Consider the following 18,533-nt stretch of genomic DNA (forward strand, 5'->3'; position numbering starts at 1 on the left):
CTTCACTGAGGACGCTGATGTAGAGGTAGAGAGTGTGAGCGCTGCCCCTCTGAGGCATGGATGCCGAAGCGGAGCCCCCATGGATGGGTTTACGGCGTGGCAGCGCCGCACTCTGTACCTCTGCAGCAAAGCGGCCTCAAGCAAATTGCGGCAATTAATTATACTAAACAAACTTTTGTACCTTACATACACAAGACCGGAGACAACAAGATGGCTAAACAATTAAGTGGCGCGGGATTACGCGGCCAAGTTGCAGGAAAAACAGCACTGTCTACTGTAGGCGTATCAGGCTCTGGCCTGACATACCGTGGTTACGATGTAAAAGATTTAGCAGCCAGTTGCCAGTTTGAAGAAGTGGCTTATCTTATTTTAAAAGGTAAATTGCCTACCCAGTCCGAGTTAGATGAATACAAAGCCTTACTTCGTAGTATGCGCGGATTACCTCAGGCCCTTAAAGATGTATTAGAGCGTATTCCAAAAGACGCACATCCTATGGACGTACTTCGTACAGGTTGTTCTATGTTGGGTAACCTTGAAATGGAGAACGACTTCAGCGAACAGCAGCACGCAACCGATCGCATGTTAGCTTGTTTCCCAAGCATTATTTGCTATTGGTATCGCTTTACTCACGATGGTGTTCGTATTGATGTAGAAACCGATGACGATTCAATTGGTGGTCATTTCTTGCATATGCTGCACGGCGAAAAACCTCGCGAGTTGCATGAACAAGTCATGCACGTTTCACTTATTTTGTATGCAGAGCACGAATTCAATGCATCTACCTTTACCGCTCGCGTATGTGCTTCAACCTTGTCAGATATGCACTCATGTGTGACCGGCGCTATTGGCTCGCTTCGCGGTCCATTGCATGGCGGTGCGAACGAAGCAGCCATGGAAATGATAGAAGGCTTTACATCAGCCGAAGACGCTGAAGAAAAAATGATGGCCATGCTTGCCCGTAAAGACAAAATCATGGGCTTTGGGCATGCCATTTATTCTGAATCAGACCCACGTAACGAAATCATTAAAGGTTGGTCTGAAAAGCTCGCTGCCGATGTAGGTGACGAGGTGCTTTACCCCGTATCTGTGCGCTGTGAAGAAGTGATGTGGCGCGAGAAAAAGCTATTCTGTAACGCTGATTTTTTCCACGCTTCCGCTTATAACTTTATGGGAATTCCCACCAAGTTGTTTACCCCTATCTTCGTGATGTCTCGCCTAACGGGGTGGGCAGCACACGTGATGGAACAACGCGCTGACAACCGTATTATTCGCCCATCAGCTGAATATACTGGTGAAGATATTCGTGACGTACCTCCTATGTCTGCACGTAGTTAACGACTAAGGCTTAAAATCATGAGTAATATGAATTACGAATACCGTAAACCTTTGCCTGGCGCAGGTATCGATTTCTTTGATACCCGCGAGGCAGTGGAAGCCATTGAACCTGGCGCCTACGATAAACTTCCCTACACTTCACGAGTGTTTGCCGAAAACTTAGTGCGCCGTTGTAACCCTGACGCGTTAACCGATTCACTTAAGCAGTTTATTTATCGCAAGAACGATTTGGATTTTCCGTGGTTTCCAGCCCGCGTGGTATGCCACGACATCCTGGGGCAAACCGCGTTGGTTGACTTGGCTGGCTTACGGGATGCCATTGCGGCGAAAGGCGGCGATCCAGCGAAAGTAAACCCAGTTGTGCCTACCCAGTTAATTGTCGATCACTCATTAGCCGTTGAACATGCGGGTTTTGAACCCGACGCGTTTGAAAAAAACCGCGCTATTGAAGATAGACGTAACGACGACCGATTCCATTTTATCGACTGGACTAAGTTAGCGTTTAAAAACGTGGATGTGATACCGCCGGGTAATGGCATTATGCACCAAATCAACTTAGAGCGTATGTCGCCAGTTATTCAGTCTCGCGACGGCGTTGCCTTTCCTGATACCTTGGTTGGCACCGACAGCCATACCCCTCATGTTGATGCACTAGGCGTTATTGCTATTGGTGTAGGCGGCCTTGAAGCAGAAAGCGTTATGCTGGGGCGCGCCTCTTACATGCGCCTACCTGATATTGTAGGTGTTGAGCTTACGGGTAAGCCACAGCCCAATATTACTGCTACCGATATTGTATTGGCACTTACTGAGTTTTTGCGTAAAGCGCGTGTGGTGTCTTCTTATTTGGAATTTTATGGCGAAGGTACTACGCACCTCACCCTTGGCGATCGCGCTACTATTTCAAACATGACGCCCGAATACGGCGCTACCGCGGCGATGTTCTACATCGACCAGCAAACCATCGATTATTTGCGCTTAACTGGCCGTGAAGAAAAGCAAATTGCCTTAGTTGAACAATACGCGAAGCACACCGGTTTATGGGCAGATTCATTAGCGAGTGCCGAATACGAGCGTGTTCTCACTTTTGATTTATCCTCTGTTGGCCGCAACATGGCTGGCCCATCTAATCCACATGCTCGTTTAGCCACCAGCGATTTGGCTCAGCGCGGCGTTGCTAGCGCATGGGAACAAGAAGAAGGCAAAATGCCTGATGGTGCGGTAATTATCGCTGCCATTACTAGTTGTACTAATACGTCTAACCCGCGCAATGTAATTGCAGCAGGCTTAATTGCCCGCAATGCAAACCAGCGTGGCTTAACCCGCAAACCTTGGGTGAAAAGTTCGTTAGCGCCAGGTTCTAAAGCGGTAAAACTGTATTTAGAAGAAGCCGATTTGATGGGCGAACTGGAACAGTTGGGCTTTGGTATAGTGGCTTTTGCCTGCACCACCTGTAACGGAATGAGCGGCGCGCTAGACCCGAAAATTCAGCAAGAAATTATAGACCGTGACTTATACGCCACGGCAGTGCTTTCTGGTAATCGTAATTTCGATGGCCGTATTCACCCGTATGCGAAACAAGCCTTTTTGGCATCACCGCCATTAGTGGTGGCCTACGCCATTGCCGGTACGGTTCGTTTCGATATTGAAAAAGACGTATTAGGCATAGATAACGACGGTAACCCCGTCACGCTTAAAGATATTTGGCCAAGCGACGAAGAGATTGATGCCATTGTCGCTAAAAGCGTGAAACCAGAGCATTTTCGTAAAGTGTACGAGCCCATGTTCGACTTAAAAGTGAATACTGGCAGCGACATTAGCCCGCTGTATGATTGGCGTGAAATGAGTACCTATATTCGCCGCCCGCCTTATTGGGAAGGTGCAATGGATGCTGAGCGTACAATGACAGGCATGCGACCGCTGGCTATATTGGGCGATAACATTACCACCGATCATTTATCGCCATCGAACGCGATTATGGCTACCAGTGCAGCGGGTGAGTATTTGGCGAAAATGGGGTTACCGGAAGAAGACTTTAACTCTTATGCCACCCATAGGGGCGACCATTTAACGGCGCTTCGCGCTACTTTGGCGAACCCGAAAGTGTTCAACGAAATGGTGCTTGAAAACGGCGAAGTGAAACAAGGCTCGCTTGCTCGCATTGAGCCAGAAGGCAAAGTGGTGCGCATGTGGGAAGCCATTGAAGCCTACATGCAGCGCAGACAGCCACTGATTATTGTAGCAGGTGCCGACTATGGTCAGGGCTCTTCACGAGACTGGGCTGCCAAAGGTGTTCGTTTAGCTGGGGTAGAAGTCATTGTCGCAGAGGGCTTCGAGCGTATTCACCGTACCAACTTACTTGGCATGGGTGTATTACCCCTTGAGTTTAAACCGGGTACAACACGCAAAACCCTTGAACTTGATGGCACTGAAACCTACGACGTTAAAGGTGAACCTGCACCGGGTGCTACGCTAACCTTAGTGGTTAATCGAGCCAACGGTGAAACCCTAGATGTGCCCGTAACCTGTCGCTTAGATACCGCAGAAGAGGTGTCGATTTACAGCGCAGGCGGTGTGCTTCAACGCTTTGCCAAAGACTTCTTAGAAGCTGAAGAGGTTGAAAGCTAGCGCCTTCATCTTAGCGCATTGACGTTTGGCACTGAGCCACTTCACTTCATAAACACGCCGTGAACCCATCCATGGGGGCTCTGCCACAGCATCCTTGCTGCGGAAGGTTTATGAAGCGAAGTAGCTCAATACCTTAGTGTGTAACGACGTTAAGCCAAAACTTGTAATACAACTGTGGAAAGTGATTTTTAAGCGCTGCTTTCGCTGAGTGACTGGTTGCCTTGCTGTTGTAAGCTCCCAACTTGCATCCATGCGTATTGAGGGCCCTGAGCCCAAATTACGTTCCCCTAACATCCTCCAACAATGTTTAACTAGGTGTTAGACGCTGGAGGTTGTTCGGAATTTAAAAAAGGAATAAACATGACGAAGTATGCCCCTCAAATTCGTGTACCAGCTACCTACATGCGCGGTGGTACCAGTAAAGGTGTGTTCTTTAACGTATCTGATTTACCCGAAGCGGCGCAGCAGCCTGGACCGGCGCGAGATGCACTTTTATTGCGTGTGATTGGCAGCCCAGACCCTTACGGTAAACAAACCGATGGCATGGGTGGCGCTACGTCGAGCACTAGCAAAACCGTGCTTATTAGTAAGAGTGAGCGCGATGATTACGATGTTGACTACTTATTTGGTCAAGTTTCTATCGACAAGCCTTTTGTGGATTGGAGCGGTAACTGCGGTAACTTAACGGCCGCAGTCGGCGCATTTGCGATAAATAATGGGTTGGTCGATGCCAGTAAAATTCCAGATAACGGCATTGCGGTTGTCAATATATGGCAAGCTAACATCAATAAAGCCATTATTGCCAAGGTGCCTATTACTAATGGTGAAGTGCAAGAAACCGGTGATTTTGAATTAGACGGGGTGACGTTTCCTGCCGCAGAAGTTGAGGTTGCGTTTGTCGACCCTGCCGATGGCGAAGGCGCTATATTTCCTACTGGTCGTTTAGTCGATACCCTTGAAGTACCTGATGTAGGTTCATTTCGTGCCACTATGATTAACGCAGGCATTCCAACTATTTTCGTTAACGCTGAAGATATTGGCTACACGGGTACAGAACTCCAAGATGACATTAATAACGATGATGCCGCCCTTGCCAAATTTGAAGCTATTCGTGCTTATGGCGCTGTGAAAATGGGGCTAATTAGTGATATTGGCGAAGCGGCCTCTCGCCAGCACACGCCTAAAGTCGCTATGGTAGCGCCACCTGCAGGCTATAAGGCCTCTAGTGGTAAAGACATTTTGGGAAATGATATTGATGTACTGGTTCGCGCTATGTCTATGGGTAAGCTGCATCACGCGATGATGGGCACAGCCGCTGTGGCCATAGCTGCAGCGGCGGCTATTCCGGGTACATTAGTGAACCTTGCTGCTGGTGGCAGTGAACGTGAAGCTGTTGTGTTCGGTCACCCATCAGGCACCTTGCGTGTAGGCGCAAAAGCAAGCTTTGAAAACGACAAATGGAATATTGAACAAGCCGTCATGAGTAGAAGCGCCCGTATATTGATGGAAGGCTGGGTTCGCGTTCCCACCGAACAAAGCTAATCAACAGTATAAAATTTAACCCATTGAGAAATATCAGCTTTTCTTCCCTTATCGCCAAGGTAGACTTCCGTATAATATTGCGCTCTTAGGGGCGCTTTTTTTATGTTTATTCGTTATTCTTTTCGTCTGATTACTTAGAGTCCACGTTGTCATGAATAAAGTATTGGTGGTAGAAGACAGCCTAACCGTTCGTAAAATTTTAAGTAAACTATTAGAAGACAACCCGTACTTAACGCCAATCCTTTGTAAGGATTTCGCTGAAGCAACGCAAGAACTTAAAAAAGGACACGACTTTCTTGCCGCTATTGTAGATTTAAATTTACCTGATGCTCCCAACGGGGAGAGCGTAGACCTCAGTTTATCGTATTCAATGCCCACTTTGGTGTTAACAGGCAATTTTGATGAGTTTACCCGTGCACAACTTCTCGATTTAGGTGTACTTGATTATATAACCAAAGAATCTCGCTATTCCTACAATCAGGTCATCAAGCTCATCGACCGCTTGAGAAAAAACCTCACCACTAAGGTACTCGTTGTTGAAGACTCTGTTACTAGTCGAAACTATATTTGCAGTCTGCTTAAAAAATTCCAATTCCAAATTTATGAGGCAAGTGATGGCCTAGAGGCACTCAATGTGCTTTCTGAGCATCAAGATATCCGTATGGTAATTTCCGATCACCGCATGCCTAATATGGATGGATACGAACTCATCAAAGCAATTAGACACGAACGTCGAATGCAAGATTTAATCTTTATTGGGCTTTCAGGTACCAATGATGGCGTACTTTCCTCTAAGTTCATTAAAAGTGGCGCTAACGATTTCCTTTCTAAACCTTTCTATCATGAAGAGTTCTTCTGCCGAGTGATGCAAAATTTAGAAGCTCAGGAAATGATTCAGACCATCAGGCAATCAGCCAATATCGATCCCCTGACTCAAGTTTACAATCGCCGCTACCTTATAGAACAAGGAGAAGAAATATTAGCCCAGGACACGTCTACCTCTGCGGTAACCGTATGTATGATTGATATCGATAACTTTAAATCGGTGAATGACAATCAAGGTCATAAGGCAGGTGATATGTTGCTTCAGGAGTTTGCCACTTTGTTAAAAGAACATTTTAGTGAAGACTTGGTGGTTCGCTACGGCGGTGAAGAGTTTACGGTGATATCGACCCGAGCTTTAAAGGAGCATCTTGGGAACGTTTCGCACTTTATTAACCTTGTACGAAGCTCACGTTTCACGCAGCACGAACTAAATATAACGTGCAGCATTGGTATTTGCGCAGAAAAACACACTAACCTTGAAACGCAAATTGACATTGCTGACAAACGGCTTTATCAAGCTAAGCGTACTGGAAAAGATAGAATAATTGCCAGTGACAGCTAACGCTAAACAATTGCATCATACCTGCCCAAATTAGTCGCTTCGATTGCCTTAACGTAATCACAAAAATAAAACAAGCTGTGGTCATATTCTGGAGGTGCCACGCTTGTTATCGAAAAATTATTACATCCAAGACTTTCGTTTCGATTCCACTTCAAATAGCACGTTATTAGCTAACTCATTCGCATAACCTTCAGGTAAAAACGGCACTGAAATAGCCCCAGATGCTAATACAAACTGCACGGTAGCAAGCTTTCGCCTTTTCATGAACACACTTTGCTTTACCACTACCTGCTGAACTTTGTAGGGTTCGAAGCATAGGTAATCCACACCTATGCGCCCTCGCCTTACATAAATGTATTTACCGTCGCTAACCACACCCCAACGCCACCATCTAAGCACAATAACACTTAGCAGTATTGCGCTAACAAAAGTTACCCCTGCAGTAATATCTAAATGTTCTATATAGATACCAAATCCAGCACCCACCACAAAAGGAATAGAAAGCCCTGCTATCACCCAGTGTAAAATGTAACGCTTACTTATAGACTGGTAGTCGCTACGGCGAATTTTACTCTGCGGCATGACTTCTTGGCTTAACTCATCCGCTTCGTCTTCAGTCACAGAAGGTACAATAAGTCGGTTTGGCGACATAAGCTCATTGGTCGAGTGCCCAATTGATGCGTTTTGCTCGAAGTACAGGTTCACGCGCTTAAGAATTCTGTCTAACCAATCTTGCTTCGCAGAAATTACTTGAATGCGGGATGCCCGCATACTCACTTCCTGTTTATTCAATAAACCACTTCTGCGGATATATCTGTCGTTGTGGCGCGACAATGTATAATCGTAAAAGGTAAACAGAGCACCGCCAATACTAATCACTGCGACCAAGGCCATAGCCATCATTAGCATCACAAACGCGTACAAGCCAAACTGCCACCACGCTATGGTCTGCTCGCCAACAAGCTGATTTAGCTGCAAGCCCTTTTCAGCCAGCCATTCTGATAAGTAGCCAAACGCATTGTCGTAAAAGGGGGCTGCAGCACCTAATAAAATCCATACTCGGTTGTTGGTAATTCCGTGGATCACGATATCGGTTATAGAGCGCCTATTCAGTATGGTTTCGCCATCCTCGTTGGTTTCTAAATAGCGCTTGCTTTGCTCACTGTTAACCGCAGTATTAGCAACTGCATTGCTATCATTTACATAAGAGCTTGCGTGACGCCCAGTCTCTTGATGCCCAGGCTCGTGATGCCAATTGTCGCGATGTTGAGGGTCTAGGGGGCGAGAGTCTTGATGCTCGGCAAGCACTTGCTTTCTTAAAGCATGAGCATAGGCCAAGGGAACGGCGACTATTTTAGCCTCTTCTCCTGCACTTCCAGCAGTATCAAGTATTACGAGTGCAAAGCCGAACGGTCGATAGTAGAAAGGTAATTCAATTTTTACATTCTGAATACGCCAAAATGGCAAGTTGGTGTAACTTCGAGAAAACACACCACTGTGAATTTCAACATGCTGGTTGTTTACTCTAAATCGGTACATGAAGAAACTGACGACACCGCTTGAAAAGAAAATAATGAAGAGCGCAGCAATGCCTAAAAGGGTATTGGGCGATTGAATGTTATCGGTAATATTGGCCGTTACCGCAATGGCTGGTACGGCGTAAATGGCGCCTTGTGCCATATTTTTAATGCTGCGAAGCGTAAAATAAGCAATGGCGATAGGTGAAAGCCTACGCCAGCCTTCGCCCGTATCAACCTTAACCGCTTTCCCTTGTGCGCGGCTTTCGGAAGGCTTCGCCGTTTCTACTTCGGGGGAAGCCATTATTTTGCACTCACATCTTTATGATCAAGTATGAACTGCCTTAATCGCTCGGCCACCTCCACCTCTATACCTGGAATTTCAAACGTGTGGGTTGCGCCACCAGCCGAAAACACCTGCAAAGAAGCGAGCCCTGCTAAACGAGCAATAGGCCCACGCTTTAATTCAACGTGTTGAACACGCAATATAGGCTGGCAAGATAACGACCTAAATACTAAGCCTGACTGCAAGCTTAAGTCTTGTTCCCGTAAGGCATATTTAATGAGTGGATCGGCAAAAAAATGATAGGTCGTCCATAAACATCCCAGCGCACAAATGCCCACAACAATATAAGGAAAGGCGGCGACTAAGGGCTCTGGTAGCGCAAAAAATGACTGATACCGTAGAGCACTAGCCACCATAATCAATACAAACGCTATGCCAAAAGCCAGTGAGATATTAATCACGCGGTAACGCGGAGAAATAGCTTCTAAGTTTAGTTGGTGAAGTTGAGGCTTGGTTAATGCAGACGTGTTTTCATTAGCTGTTATAGCGTTTAGCTGAGCGTTGCTAAACGTCTCGTTATCAGTACTCATTGTCATTGCGTCTACCCCTTGTAAACTCGCGAAATCAACTTCCAAATAAAAACGGGGCTTAATCAGCCCCGTTTTTTAATAAACGATTTAATCGTCTACCCGCTGCTGATTGAGCCACTCTTGTAAGGCTTTCATATCGTGCTGTACCGCCATTTGCAACTCTTCAACCCAATCGTGAACGTTTTGCCACCACGTAGGGTGGTCGCCTTGTTGAATTTGATTTGCAATACGCTGAACACGAGCAAGCCCTACAGAGCCTGCTGCACCTTTAATTTTATGCGCTTGCGAGCAAACTTCAGATTTCTCATCAGCGCTTAGGCTCAACTGCAAAATTTCCATGTATTCAGGCATTTTCTCCTGGAACACTTTCACACTTGCTCGCACCATATCATCGCCTATTGTATCCACTAACATCTGGAGCAAGTCCATATCTAAAATGTTACTTAATATTTTGCTTGGCTCTGGTGGGCGTTCTACCTGACCTTCAACTTCTAACGGCGCAGGTGGCGCATGGAATAATTCGTTGAACACCTCAATCACGCGAGATTTCTTAATAGGCTTGGCAATAATATCGTCCATGCCATTTTGCAAATATTCTTCCCGCTTTTTAATCACGTTCGCAGTAAGTGCCACAATGGGTGTTTGCATTACTAAGTCTTCTTCATGCAACGTACTGGCCACGTCGAAGCCCGTCATATCTGGCAATTGAATATCTAACAATATTAAGTCGTATTGGTTCGCGCGGGCTTTATCAATCGCTTCTTGCCCTGTCATGGCCACATCCACCTTTTGCCCCATTTTTTCAAGCAAGGCTTTGGCAACCATCACGTTAAGTTCAATATCTTCTACCAGTAGAATGTTCAAGTCAGTAACCTGAAGCTGCGCCACTTGCATAGGCTTTTTCGATATTTCTACCGGTAGCTCTATTTCAAAACGCGTGCCTTTACCTACCACACTGGTAACCTTGATATTGCCCTTCATTAAATCGACCATTTGCTTACAAATAGCCAAACCAATACCGGTCCCTGTCGCCGACTGATGATCAGGGTGATCAACTTGATAGTACATGGCGAAGATTTTTTCTATCTCTTCTTCAGGTATGCCTACCCCAGTATCTTCAATCACAAAGGTGACGAACGCGAGGTCATTTTCAGGTTTGGTAGATTCAATCGATAAGCTCACATGGCCTTTTTGGGTAAACTTCACTGCGTTAAACAGGATATTCCACAAAATTTGGCGCAAGCGCGTGCCATCGACTTCAACTAACCTCGGAAGAGGCTCTTTAATCGTGGTCTTAAGCTCTAGCTGTTTATCACCCGCTAATAGTCGAATAATACTGCTTAGCTCTTCGGTGAAGTCGCGAAGCGATACTGTCTTCAAGCTCAGTTCAACTTTGTCTCTATCTAACTTATCAAGGTCGATAATATCGTTAAAGATATTGCCAAGCGTGATAGCACTGGCATAAATAGTACTTACCCAGCTAAATTGCTCTTCGCTTAATTCTGTATCGCGCAGCATTCTACTCAAACCTACGATACCGTTTAGTGGAGTACGTAGTTCGTGACTAATAGTGGCGATAAAGCGCGTTTTGTCGGTACTGGCTTTCGCTGCTGCATTTTCTGCTTGTTTACGTTCAGTCATGTCTCGACCAAATGATAGCAAGCCTAAACGGTTACCCTCTTTATCGAAGAAAGGAACTCGCTTCATTTCGAAGTAGCGACGGCGGCCATCGGCAAAGCGTAGCCATAGCTCTTCGGTAATACTGGCGTTAGTTTCAAGCACTTCGTGATCACTGGCGACGATTTGTCGCGCCAAGTCTTCTTCATAAACATCTGTAGGGGTCAAGCCAAGCAGTTCCTGCTCTGTTTTACCCGTCATAAGTTCTGCTATACGGTTACAGCCCGCAAAGCGCCCTTCTTCATTTCGATAGTAGATAAGATCTGGCGAGGCATCGATGATCGAGCGCAGCAAGGTAGATAAACGGCGGGCTTGCGCTTCTTGTTCAGATTTATCCTGAATTTCACGCTCTAAGTCTTTAAATAAGGCTTCACGTTCTTCTTGCGCTAATTTACGCTGCTCAATTTCGTGATTTAATTGGCGGATATTAGTTTGCAGCTCACGGTTAAGAAAAACATCTTCTTCTCGCAAGCGCTCTAGTTGGCTTACCACTTCTTTAAGGTTGGTACGTGAATTTTCTAACTGCTTTATAAGTTCGCTGAAAAAGTACAGCACCCAAGGTGCCGAAAGCATCGTGAGTATAACCGCGCTGATAAAGTCATCGGGTTGTACCGCACTGCCCATGCTTACGCGAATTACGTAAGAGCCGCCAAGCGTAAAGACCAGCGAAAATACAACGAACAGAATACTTAACTTAAGCGTACCGAAGCGCTGCACAAATTGTGCAAAGCGAATAGCCCAAGAGTCATTTGGAGAATCTGAATGCATGAACGACTTATTTTTAGGATTATTTTCAACATATCCTATCAGGGTTTATGCATTACGGAAATGCTCACTGAGTTCGCAGGTTATGAAGGGTGGCTGCGCGTTCAAGTGAATCAACTCACCACGGTGCATTTTTTGTACAACGCTGTATGATTCTGGTATCGTGTAATAAAGGATTTACAACTACATAAAAATACAGCAAACACGCCCTTGACTAGATATTAAACGTCCTTACATGAATTTTTATTCACTTTGGGCAATTTAAAGGCACTTGCTATAATTTCATTGCCTACCAATAAGACGATATATCGGGTTATAACAATTTTGTTACAAAGATGAATTTATAAGTTTAACATCATGAAAATAGTGAAGATTTTAAACTATATGCTAAATCTTTGTTATGCCCCCTACTTTAGCGTTTGATTTTACATATCAATATAGGTATTTTGTACGCCCCGCAAAGCAATAATGCATAAAAATGCGGAACACGACTGGAATCCTCTAATAATAAATAACGACAAGAAAAGGCGCATAGAGCGGTAATAGTGCCAGCTCGACAAAAGACGTCTGAACAATGTTGTGATACGCAATACCTAGGCGCATCTACACGCAACGCACACCTTGCCCCAGTCAAAGGTTGAAGGAGTTAAGAGATGAGTTTATACAACCCCAACGATTCCCGGGATAACTGTGGATTTGGCTTAATCGCCCATACCCACGGAGAAGCTAGCCATACGCTAGTAGAAACTGCTATTCACGGTTTAGACCGTATGCAGCATCGAGGCGGTATTGCCGCTGACGGGAAAACCGGAGACGGCTGTGGTTTACTACTGCAGAAACCGGATGCGTTCTTCCATACTATCGCCGCAGAAAATGGCTGGAAACTCAGCAAAAAATACGGCGTTGGCATGATCTTTCTAAGCCAGGACCAGGCCCTTGCGCAAACTGCGCGTGAGGTGTTGAATGAAGAACTTGAAAAAGAAACCCTTAGTGTAGTTGGCTGGCGCGAAGTGCCTGTCGATCGCTCTGTATTGGGTGAACTTGCTCTTACCGGCGTGCCACAAATAGAACAAGTATTTGTGAATGCACCAGCAGGTTGGCGCAAGCGCGATCTTGAACGCCGCCTTTATATGGTGCGTCGACGCGCTGAAAAGCGTCTTGAAAGCGATCCAGATTTTTATGTTGCCTGCCTATCTGGGTTGGTAACTATATATAAAGGCTTGGTAATGCCGAAAGACTTACCCGCCTTTTATTTAGATTTAGCTGACGAGCGTCTGAAAAGTGCTATTTGTGTATTCCACCAGCGCTTTTCAACCAATACGCTTCCACGTTGGCCATTGGCTCAACCGTTCCGCTTCTTGGCCCACAATGGTGAAATTAACACCATTAAAGGTAACCGAGATTGGGCAATGGCTCGAGCCTCTAAATTTGCTACGCCGCTTATTCCTGATTTGAAAGAAGCAGCCCCTTTTGTTAATACCGAGGGTTCTGATTCATCGTCACTAGATAACATGCTTGAGGTATTCTTAGCCGGTGGGATGGATTTATTCCGTGCCATGCGTTTATTAGTGCCGCCTGCTTATCAAAATAACAAAACCATGGATGACGACCTACGTGCATTTTACGAGTTCAACTCGATGCACATGGAACCATGGGATGGCCCTGCCGGTATCGTATTAACGAACGGCCGCCACGTGGCATGTAACCTAGACCGAAATGGTCTTCGTCCTGCCCGCTACGTTATCACCAAAAATGGCTTCATTACCCTTGCCTCAGAAGTCGGTATTTGGGATTACGAAGAAGCTGACGTTATTGAGAAAGGCCGCGTAGGTCCAGGTGAAATGCTAGCGGTTGATACCTACACAGGTAAAATCTGGCGTTCCACTGAAATTGATGAAGAGTTAAAAGCGCGTCACCCTTATAAAGAGTGGCTCGATAAGCATATTCGTCATTTAACGCCGATTGAAGAGCTAGATGCTTCACTGATTGGAAAGCGCGTTTTTGATGACGACACCATTTCGGTATTCCATAAGCAGTTCAGCTATAGCTACGAAGAAATTCAGCAAGTTATTAAAGTACTTGCGAAAGACGGTCAAGAAGCCGTTGGTTCTATGGGTGATGATACGCCAATGGCGGTTATGTCTTCACGCCAGCGTACCGTTTACGATTACTTCCGTCAGCAGTTTGCACAGGTAACTAACCCGCCTATCGATCCATTACGTGAAAACCACGTAATGTCGCTAGCCACGTGTATTGGCCGCGAGCAAAACGTATTCAGCGAAACCTCAGGGTATGCAGACCGCGTATTGTTTAACTCGCCAATACTGATGTATACCGATTTAAAACAGTTACGTGAATTTAACCCTGATAACTACTATTCAGAAGTGGTTGAACTTCAGTATCAACCGCAAGAGGGCTTGAAGAAAGCCATCGAGCGTATTTGTAACGAAGTAGAACACTTAGTTAAACAAAAGCGTGCGGCGTTCGTGATTTTATCCGATCGCAATATCAGACAAAACCGCTTACCTATTCCAGCGGCTATGGCCGTTGGTGCAGTACAGCGCCGTTTAGTTGATAAATCACTACGATGCGACGCGAACGTAGTCATTGAAACCGCCAGTGCCCGTGACCCCCATCACTTTGCAGTATTAATTGGTTTAGGTGCTACCGCGGTGTATCCGTTCCTAGCATACGAAACCATTGAACAGCTTTGTGAAAAAGGTGAATTAGACATTTCTCCAATGCAAGCCACGTTGAACTACCGTAAAGGTATCAACAAAGGCTTGTACAAGATAATGTCGAAAATGGGTATCAGTACCGTGGCAAGTTACCGTAGTTCGAAATTATTCGAAGCTATCGGTATTAACGATGCGGTAATGGAGCTTTGCTTCAGAGGCGTTACCTCGCGCCTTCAAGGTGCTGATTTCGACGACTTCCAACAAGATACGGTTAACCTAAACCGCGTTGCTTGGTTGAAGCGTAAGCCTGTCGATCACGGTGGTTTGCTTAAGTATGTACACGGCGGCGAATACCATGCGTATAACCCAGATGTAGTCAGCACACTGCAAAAAGCAGTAATGAGTGGCGAATACAGCGATTACCAGCAGTATGCGAAACTGGTTAACGAGCGCTCTCCTGCGCACATTCGTGACCTGCTAGCGCTCGACCCACAAAGCGAGCCGGTGGATATAAGCGAAGTTGAAGACGCACAGAACTTATTCCCGCGTTTTGATACGGCAGCAATGTCTATAGGCGCGTTAAGTCCTGAAGCGCATGAAGCGTTAGCGATTGCCATGAACCGTTTAGGCGGGCAGTCGAATTCAGGTGAAGGTGGTGAGCATCCATCACGCTTTGGTACTGAAAAGAACTCGAAAATTAAGCAGGTTGCTTCTGGTCGCTTTGGGGTAACACCGCATTACTTAGTAAATGCGAATGTTATTCAAATTAAAGTGGCACAGGGCGCGAAGCCTGGTGAAGGTGGTCAGTTACCTGGCGACAAAGTGAATAAGTATATTGCCCAGCTGCGCTTCTCAGTGCCTGGTGTAACCCTTATTTCGCCTCCACCGCACCACGATATATATTCAATTGAAGATTTAGCTCAGCTTATTTTCGATTTGAAACAGGTGAACCCAACTGCACTGATTTCAGTGAAGTTAGTGTCTGAACCTGGTGTAGGAACTATTGCTACCGGTGTAGCAAAAGCCTATGCAGATCTTATTACGGTATCAGGCTACGACGGCGGTACAGGCGCAAGCCCACTTACGTCGGTTAAATATGCTGGAAGCCCGTTCGAATTAGGTTTGTCTGAAACACAGCAAGCGTTAATTGAAAACGGCCTTCGCCATAAAGTACGTGTTCAAACTGACGGCGGCCTTAAAACAGGTTTGGACGTAGTGAAAGCGGGTATTTTAGGTGCTGAAAGCTTCGGTTTTGGTACTGGTCCCATGGTGGCGTTAGGGTGTAAGTACTTACGTATTTGTCACTTGAACAACTGCGCGACCGGTGTAGCAACACAAGATCAAAAGCTTCGTGACGACCACTTCATTGGTTTGCCAGACATGGTTATGAACTACTTTAAGTTTATTGCCCAAGAAGTACGTGAAATTATGGCTGCCCTGGGCGTGACCAAGTTTGACGACCTTGTTGGCCGTACTGAGCTACTTAAAGTCATTGACGGTGTGACTGCGAAGCAAAACCGCCTTGATTTAACGCCATTGTTGGTAAGACCGAAAGCAGGTGAACATACCCGTTTATTCTGTTCACAAACCACCAATGAACCCGTTGATAAAGGTGTGCTTAACGCACAAATGCTTAAAGATGCACAACAGGCCGTTATCGATAGCAAATCGATTACGTTGAAATACCCTGTTCGCAACACTGACCGTTCAGTAGGTGCTTTATTATCGGGTGAAATTGCTAAGCACCATGGTAACCATGATTTTGAAGATACACCGATTACGGTGAATCTTACCGGTACTGCCGGTCAAAGTTTTGGCGTATGGAATGCTGGCGGCTTGCACATGCATCTTGAAGGTGACGCAAACGATTACGTAGGTAAAGGAATGACTGGCGGTAAGCTTGTTATTCATCCACCAAGAAACATGACTTACAATGCGCATGAAAGTGCCATTATGGGTAATACCTGCTTATACGGTGCAACTGGCGGTAAATTATTTGCTGCAGGCCGTGCCGGTGAGCGTTTTGGTGTACGTAACTCAGGTGCTATTGCGGTAGTTGAAGGTATTGGTGACAACGGTTGTGAATACATGACTGGTGGTATTGTTGCTGTACTTGGCCCGGTAGGCGTGAACTTTGGTGCCGGTATGACAGGTGGTTTTGCGTACCTTATGGACGACAACGACGACCTAGATAATCGTGTAAACCAAGACCTTATTGAGATTATGCCTGTTGACGGTAAAGCGATTTTAGTAGAGCACTTACGTGGTCTTATTAATCAGCATTACGAAGAAACCGGCAGCGACCATTCGTTAGGCTTGCTAACCGATTTCGCGGCAACGCTGAAACGCTTCAAGCTTATTAAGCCGAAGACCAGTGATGTGAAGAACCTATTAGGTCACATCAGTCGTTCAAGCGCAGAATTGCGCATTCAGGCTCAGTAGGAGGAGAAAAGTTTATGGCAAAGAACGTATACCAGTTTGTCGATGTTGAACGTATCGATCCGCCGAAAAAGCCGATCATGGTGCGTAAACACGAGTTCGCTGAAATTTATCAGCCGTTAAGTCAGTCACAAACCGAAGGCCAAGCAGATCGCTGCTTGGACTGCGGTAACCCGTATTGCGAATGGAAGTGCCCGGTACATAACTACATTCCTCAATGGTTAGATCTTGCCAATGAAGGTCGTATTATTGAAGCCGCTGAGTTGTCTCACAAGACGAACAGCTTGCCGGAAGTCTGTGGCCGCGTTTGTCCTCAAGACAGACTCTGCGAAGGTGCATGTACCCTAAATGACGACTTTGGCGCGGTAACCATTGGTAGTATTGAAAAATACATTACCGATACCGCGTTTAAAATGGGCTGGCGCCCAGATATGTCTGATGTTGTATGGACAGATAAAAAAGTCGCTATTGTAGGTGCAGGCCCTGCTGGATTAGCCTGTGCCGATATTCTTGTTCGTAACGGCGTAAAGCCAGTGGTATTCGACAAGTACGAAGAAATTGGCGGCTTGCTAACCTTCGGTATTCCATCGTTTAAGCTTGAAAAAGATGTAATTAAGCTTCGCCGCGAAATCTTTACCGACATGGGTGTTGAGTTTGTTCTTAAGACTGAAATTGGTAAAGACATTGAAATGCAAACCCTGCTAGATGACTACGACGCTGTGTTCTTAGGCATGGGTACGTATAAATCGATGCAAGGCGGCTTCGAAAATGAACATGTACACGGTGTTCACGATGCTCTGCCCTTCCTTATCTCAAACACAAACCGCGTGATGGGTCTTGAAAAAGACGAAGCCGACTTTGTTGATATGAAAGGTAAGCGCGTAGTCGTGCTTGGTGGTGGTGATACCACCATGGACTGTGTACGTACGTCTATTCGTCAAGAAGCCGACCGCGTAGTGTGTGCATATCGTCGTGACGAAGAAAGCATGCCTGGCTCTCGCCGTGAAGTGGTTAACGCAAAAGAAGAAGGGGTTGAATTTATGTTCAACATTCAACCTTTAGACATTGCTGTTGATAGCGAAGGCAAAGCTTGCGGTGTTAAATTCGTAAAAACCGAAATGGGTCCACCAGATATTAACGGGCGTCGTCGCCCAGTTGAAATTGAAGGTTCTGAGCACGTGGTTGAAGCAGATGCGATTATTATCGCGTTTGGTTTCCAACCTAGCCCTGCCCCTTGGTTTGCTGAGTTCGGCATTATGCTAGATGAAAAAGGCCGCGTACGCGCTCCTGCTGCTGGTAAGTTTGCTTTCCAAACATCGCACCCTAAAATCTTTGCGGGCGGTGATATGGTACGTGGTAGTGATCTTGTGGTTACCGCTATCGACGAAGGCAGAAAAGCCGCTGACGGTATCATGGATTATATTGGCGTTTAATATCCATGTGTAAAAATGCATGTTAACCGTACCTCGTTGTATGTAATCTATTTAAAAGCTCGCTTAGGCGAGCTTTTTTGTGGCCAGTATATCTAAAGCTGTAAAGAAATCCGCTCAGGGCACCTTCACCTACAACATACTTTGTAACAACCTACCGCTAGCTTTCTACAAGCGCCAATGTATAGTATATTTAACATTGAGTTAAATTTAGCGTACACAAAGTAAAATTTAACCACCATTACTAAGGCGTGTTGATCTT

9 protein-coding genes are annotated in these 18,533 nt (G+C 45.8%); 6 read left to right on the top strand and 3 right to left on the bottom strand.

Annotation, left to right across the window (positions count from 1 at the left end):
* The first annotated feature begins 210 nt into the window (after window positions 1-210).
* The 4 genes from prpC to C7Y69_RS19100 all read left to right on the top strand — a co-directional run bounded on the left by prpC (window position 211) and on the right by C7Y69_RS19100 (window position 6,889).
* Window positions 211-1,335 (top strand): 2-methylcitrate synthase, encoded by a 1,125-nt coding sequence (prpC, locus tag C7Y69_RS19085; RefSeq protein ID WP_126873831.1) that lies wholly within the window; start codon window positions 211-213, stop codon window positions 1,333-1,335.
* Between the two features lie 27 nt (window positions 1,336-1,362).
* A complete protein-coding gene (acnD, locus tag C7Y69_RS19090; RefSeq protein ID WP_126873843.1) occupies window positions 1,363-3,960 on the top strand; it encodes a Fe/S-dependent 2-methylisocitrate dehydratase AcnD in 2,598 nt (865 codons plus the stop codon).
* A 360-nt stretch (window positions 3,961-4,320) separates the two neighbouring features.
* A complete protein-coding gene (gene prpF / locus C7Y69_RS19095; protein ID WP_126873832.1) occupies window positions 4,321-5,502 on the top strand; it encodes a 2-methylaconitate cis-trans isomerase PrpF in 1,182 nt (393 codons plus the stop codon).
* 151 nt (window positions 5,503-5,653) lie between these two features.
* Window positions 5,654-6,889: a response regulator gene (locus C7Y69_RS19100; protein WP_126873833.1), complete on the top strand. Its 1,236-nt coding sequence runs from the start codon at window positions 5,654-5,656 to the stop codon at window positions 6,887-6,889.
* A 120-nt stretch (window positions 6,890-7,009) separates the two neighbouring features.
* Here the strand turns inward: C7Y69_RS19100 and C7Y69_RS19105 are convergent, their stop codons facing one another.
* From C7Y69_RS19105 to arcB, 3 genes are all read right to left on the bottom strand, one after another.
* On the bottom strand, window positions 7,010-8,710 hold the full coding sequence (locus C7Y69_RS19105; RefSeq protein ID WP_126873834.1) for a PH domain-containing protein: 1,701 nt from the start codon (window positions 8,708-8,710) through the stop codon (window positions 7,010-7,012).
* Window positions 8,710-9,288, bottom strand: coding sequence for a PH domain-containing protein (locus C7Y69_RS19110; RefSeq protein ID WP_126873835.1), 579 nt, complete (start codon window positions 9,286-9,288; stop codon window positions 8,710-8,712). The genes C7Y69_RS19105 and C7Y69_RS19110 overlap by 1 nt, the downstream gene beginning before the upstream one ends.
* 81 nt (window positions 9,289-9,369) lie before the next feature.
* A complete protein-coding gene (arcB, locus tag C7Y69_RS19115) occupies window positions 9,370-11,727 on the bottom strand; it encodes an aerobic respiration two-component sensor histidine kinase ArcB (protein ID WP_126873836.1) in 2,358 nt (785 codons plus the stop codon).
* Window positions 11,728-12,377: 650 nt separating this feature from the next.
* Here arcB and gltB point away from each other — a divergent pair.
* Both gltB and C7Y69_RS19125 read left to right on the top strand, forming a co-directional pair.
* Window positions 12,378-16,844, top strand: coding sequence for a glutamate synthase large subunit (gltB, locus tag C7Y69_RS19120; protein WP_126873837.1), 4,467 nt, complete (start codon window positions 12,378-12,380; stop codon window positions 16,842-16,844).
* A 14-nt stretch (window positions 16,845-16,858) separates the two neighbouring features.
* Complete coding sequence (locus tag C7Y69_RS19125) at window positions 16,859-18,274, top strand: FAD-dependent oxidoreductase (protein ID WP_126873838.1); 1,416 nt, start codon at window positions 16,859-16,861, stop codon at window positions 18,272-18,274.
* Window positions 18,275-18,533 lie beyond the last annotated feature (259 nt).

This window comes from Alteromonas sp. KS69 (assembly GCF_003989595.1).
In the GTDB taxonomy this organism is placed as follows: domain Bacteria; phylum Pseudomonadota; class Gammaproteobacteria; order Enterobacterales; family Alteromonadaceae; genus Alteromonas; species Alteromonas naphthalenivorans.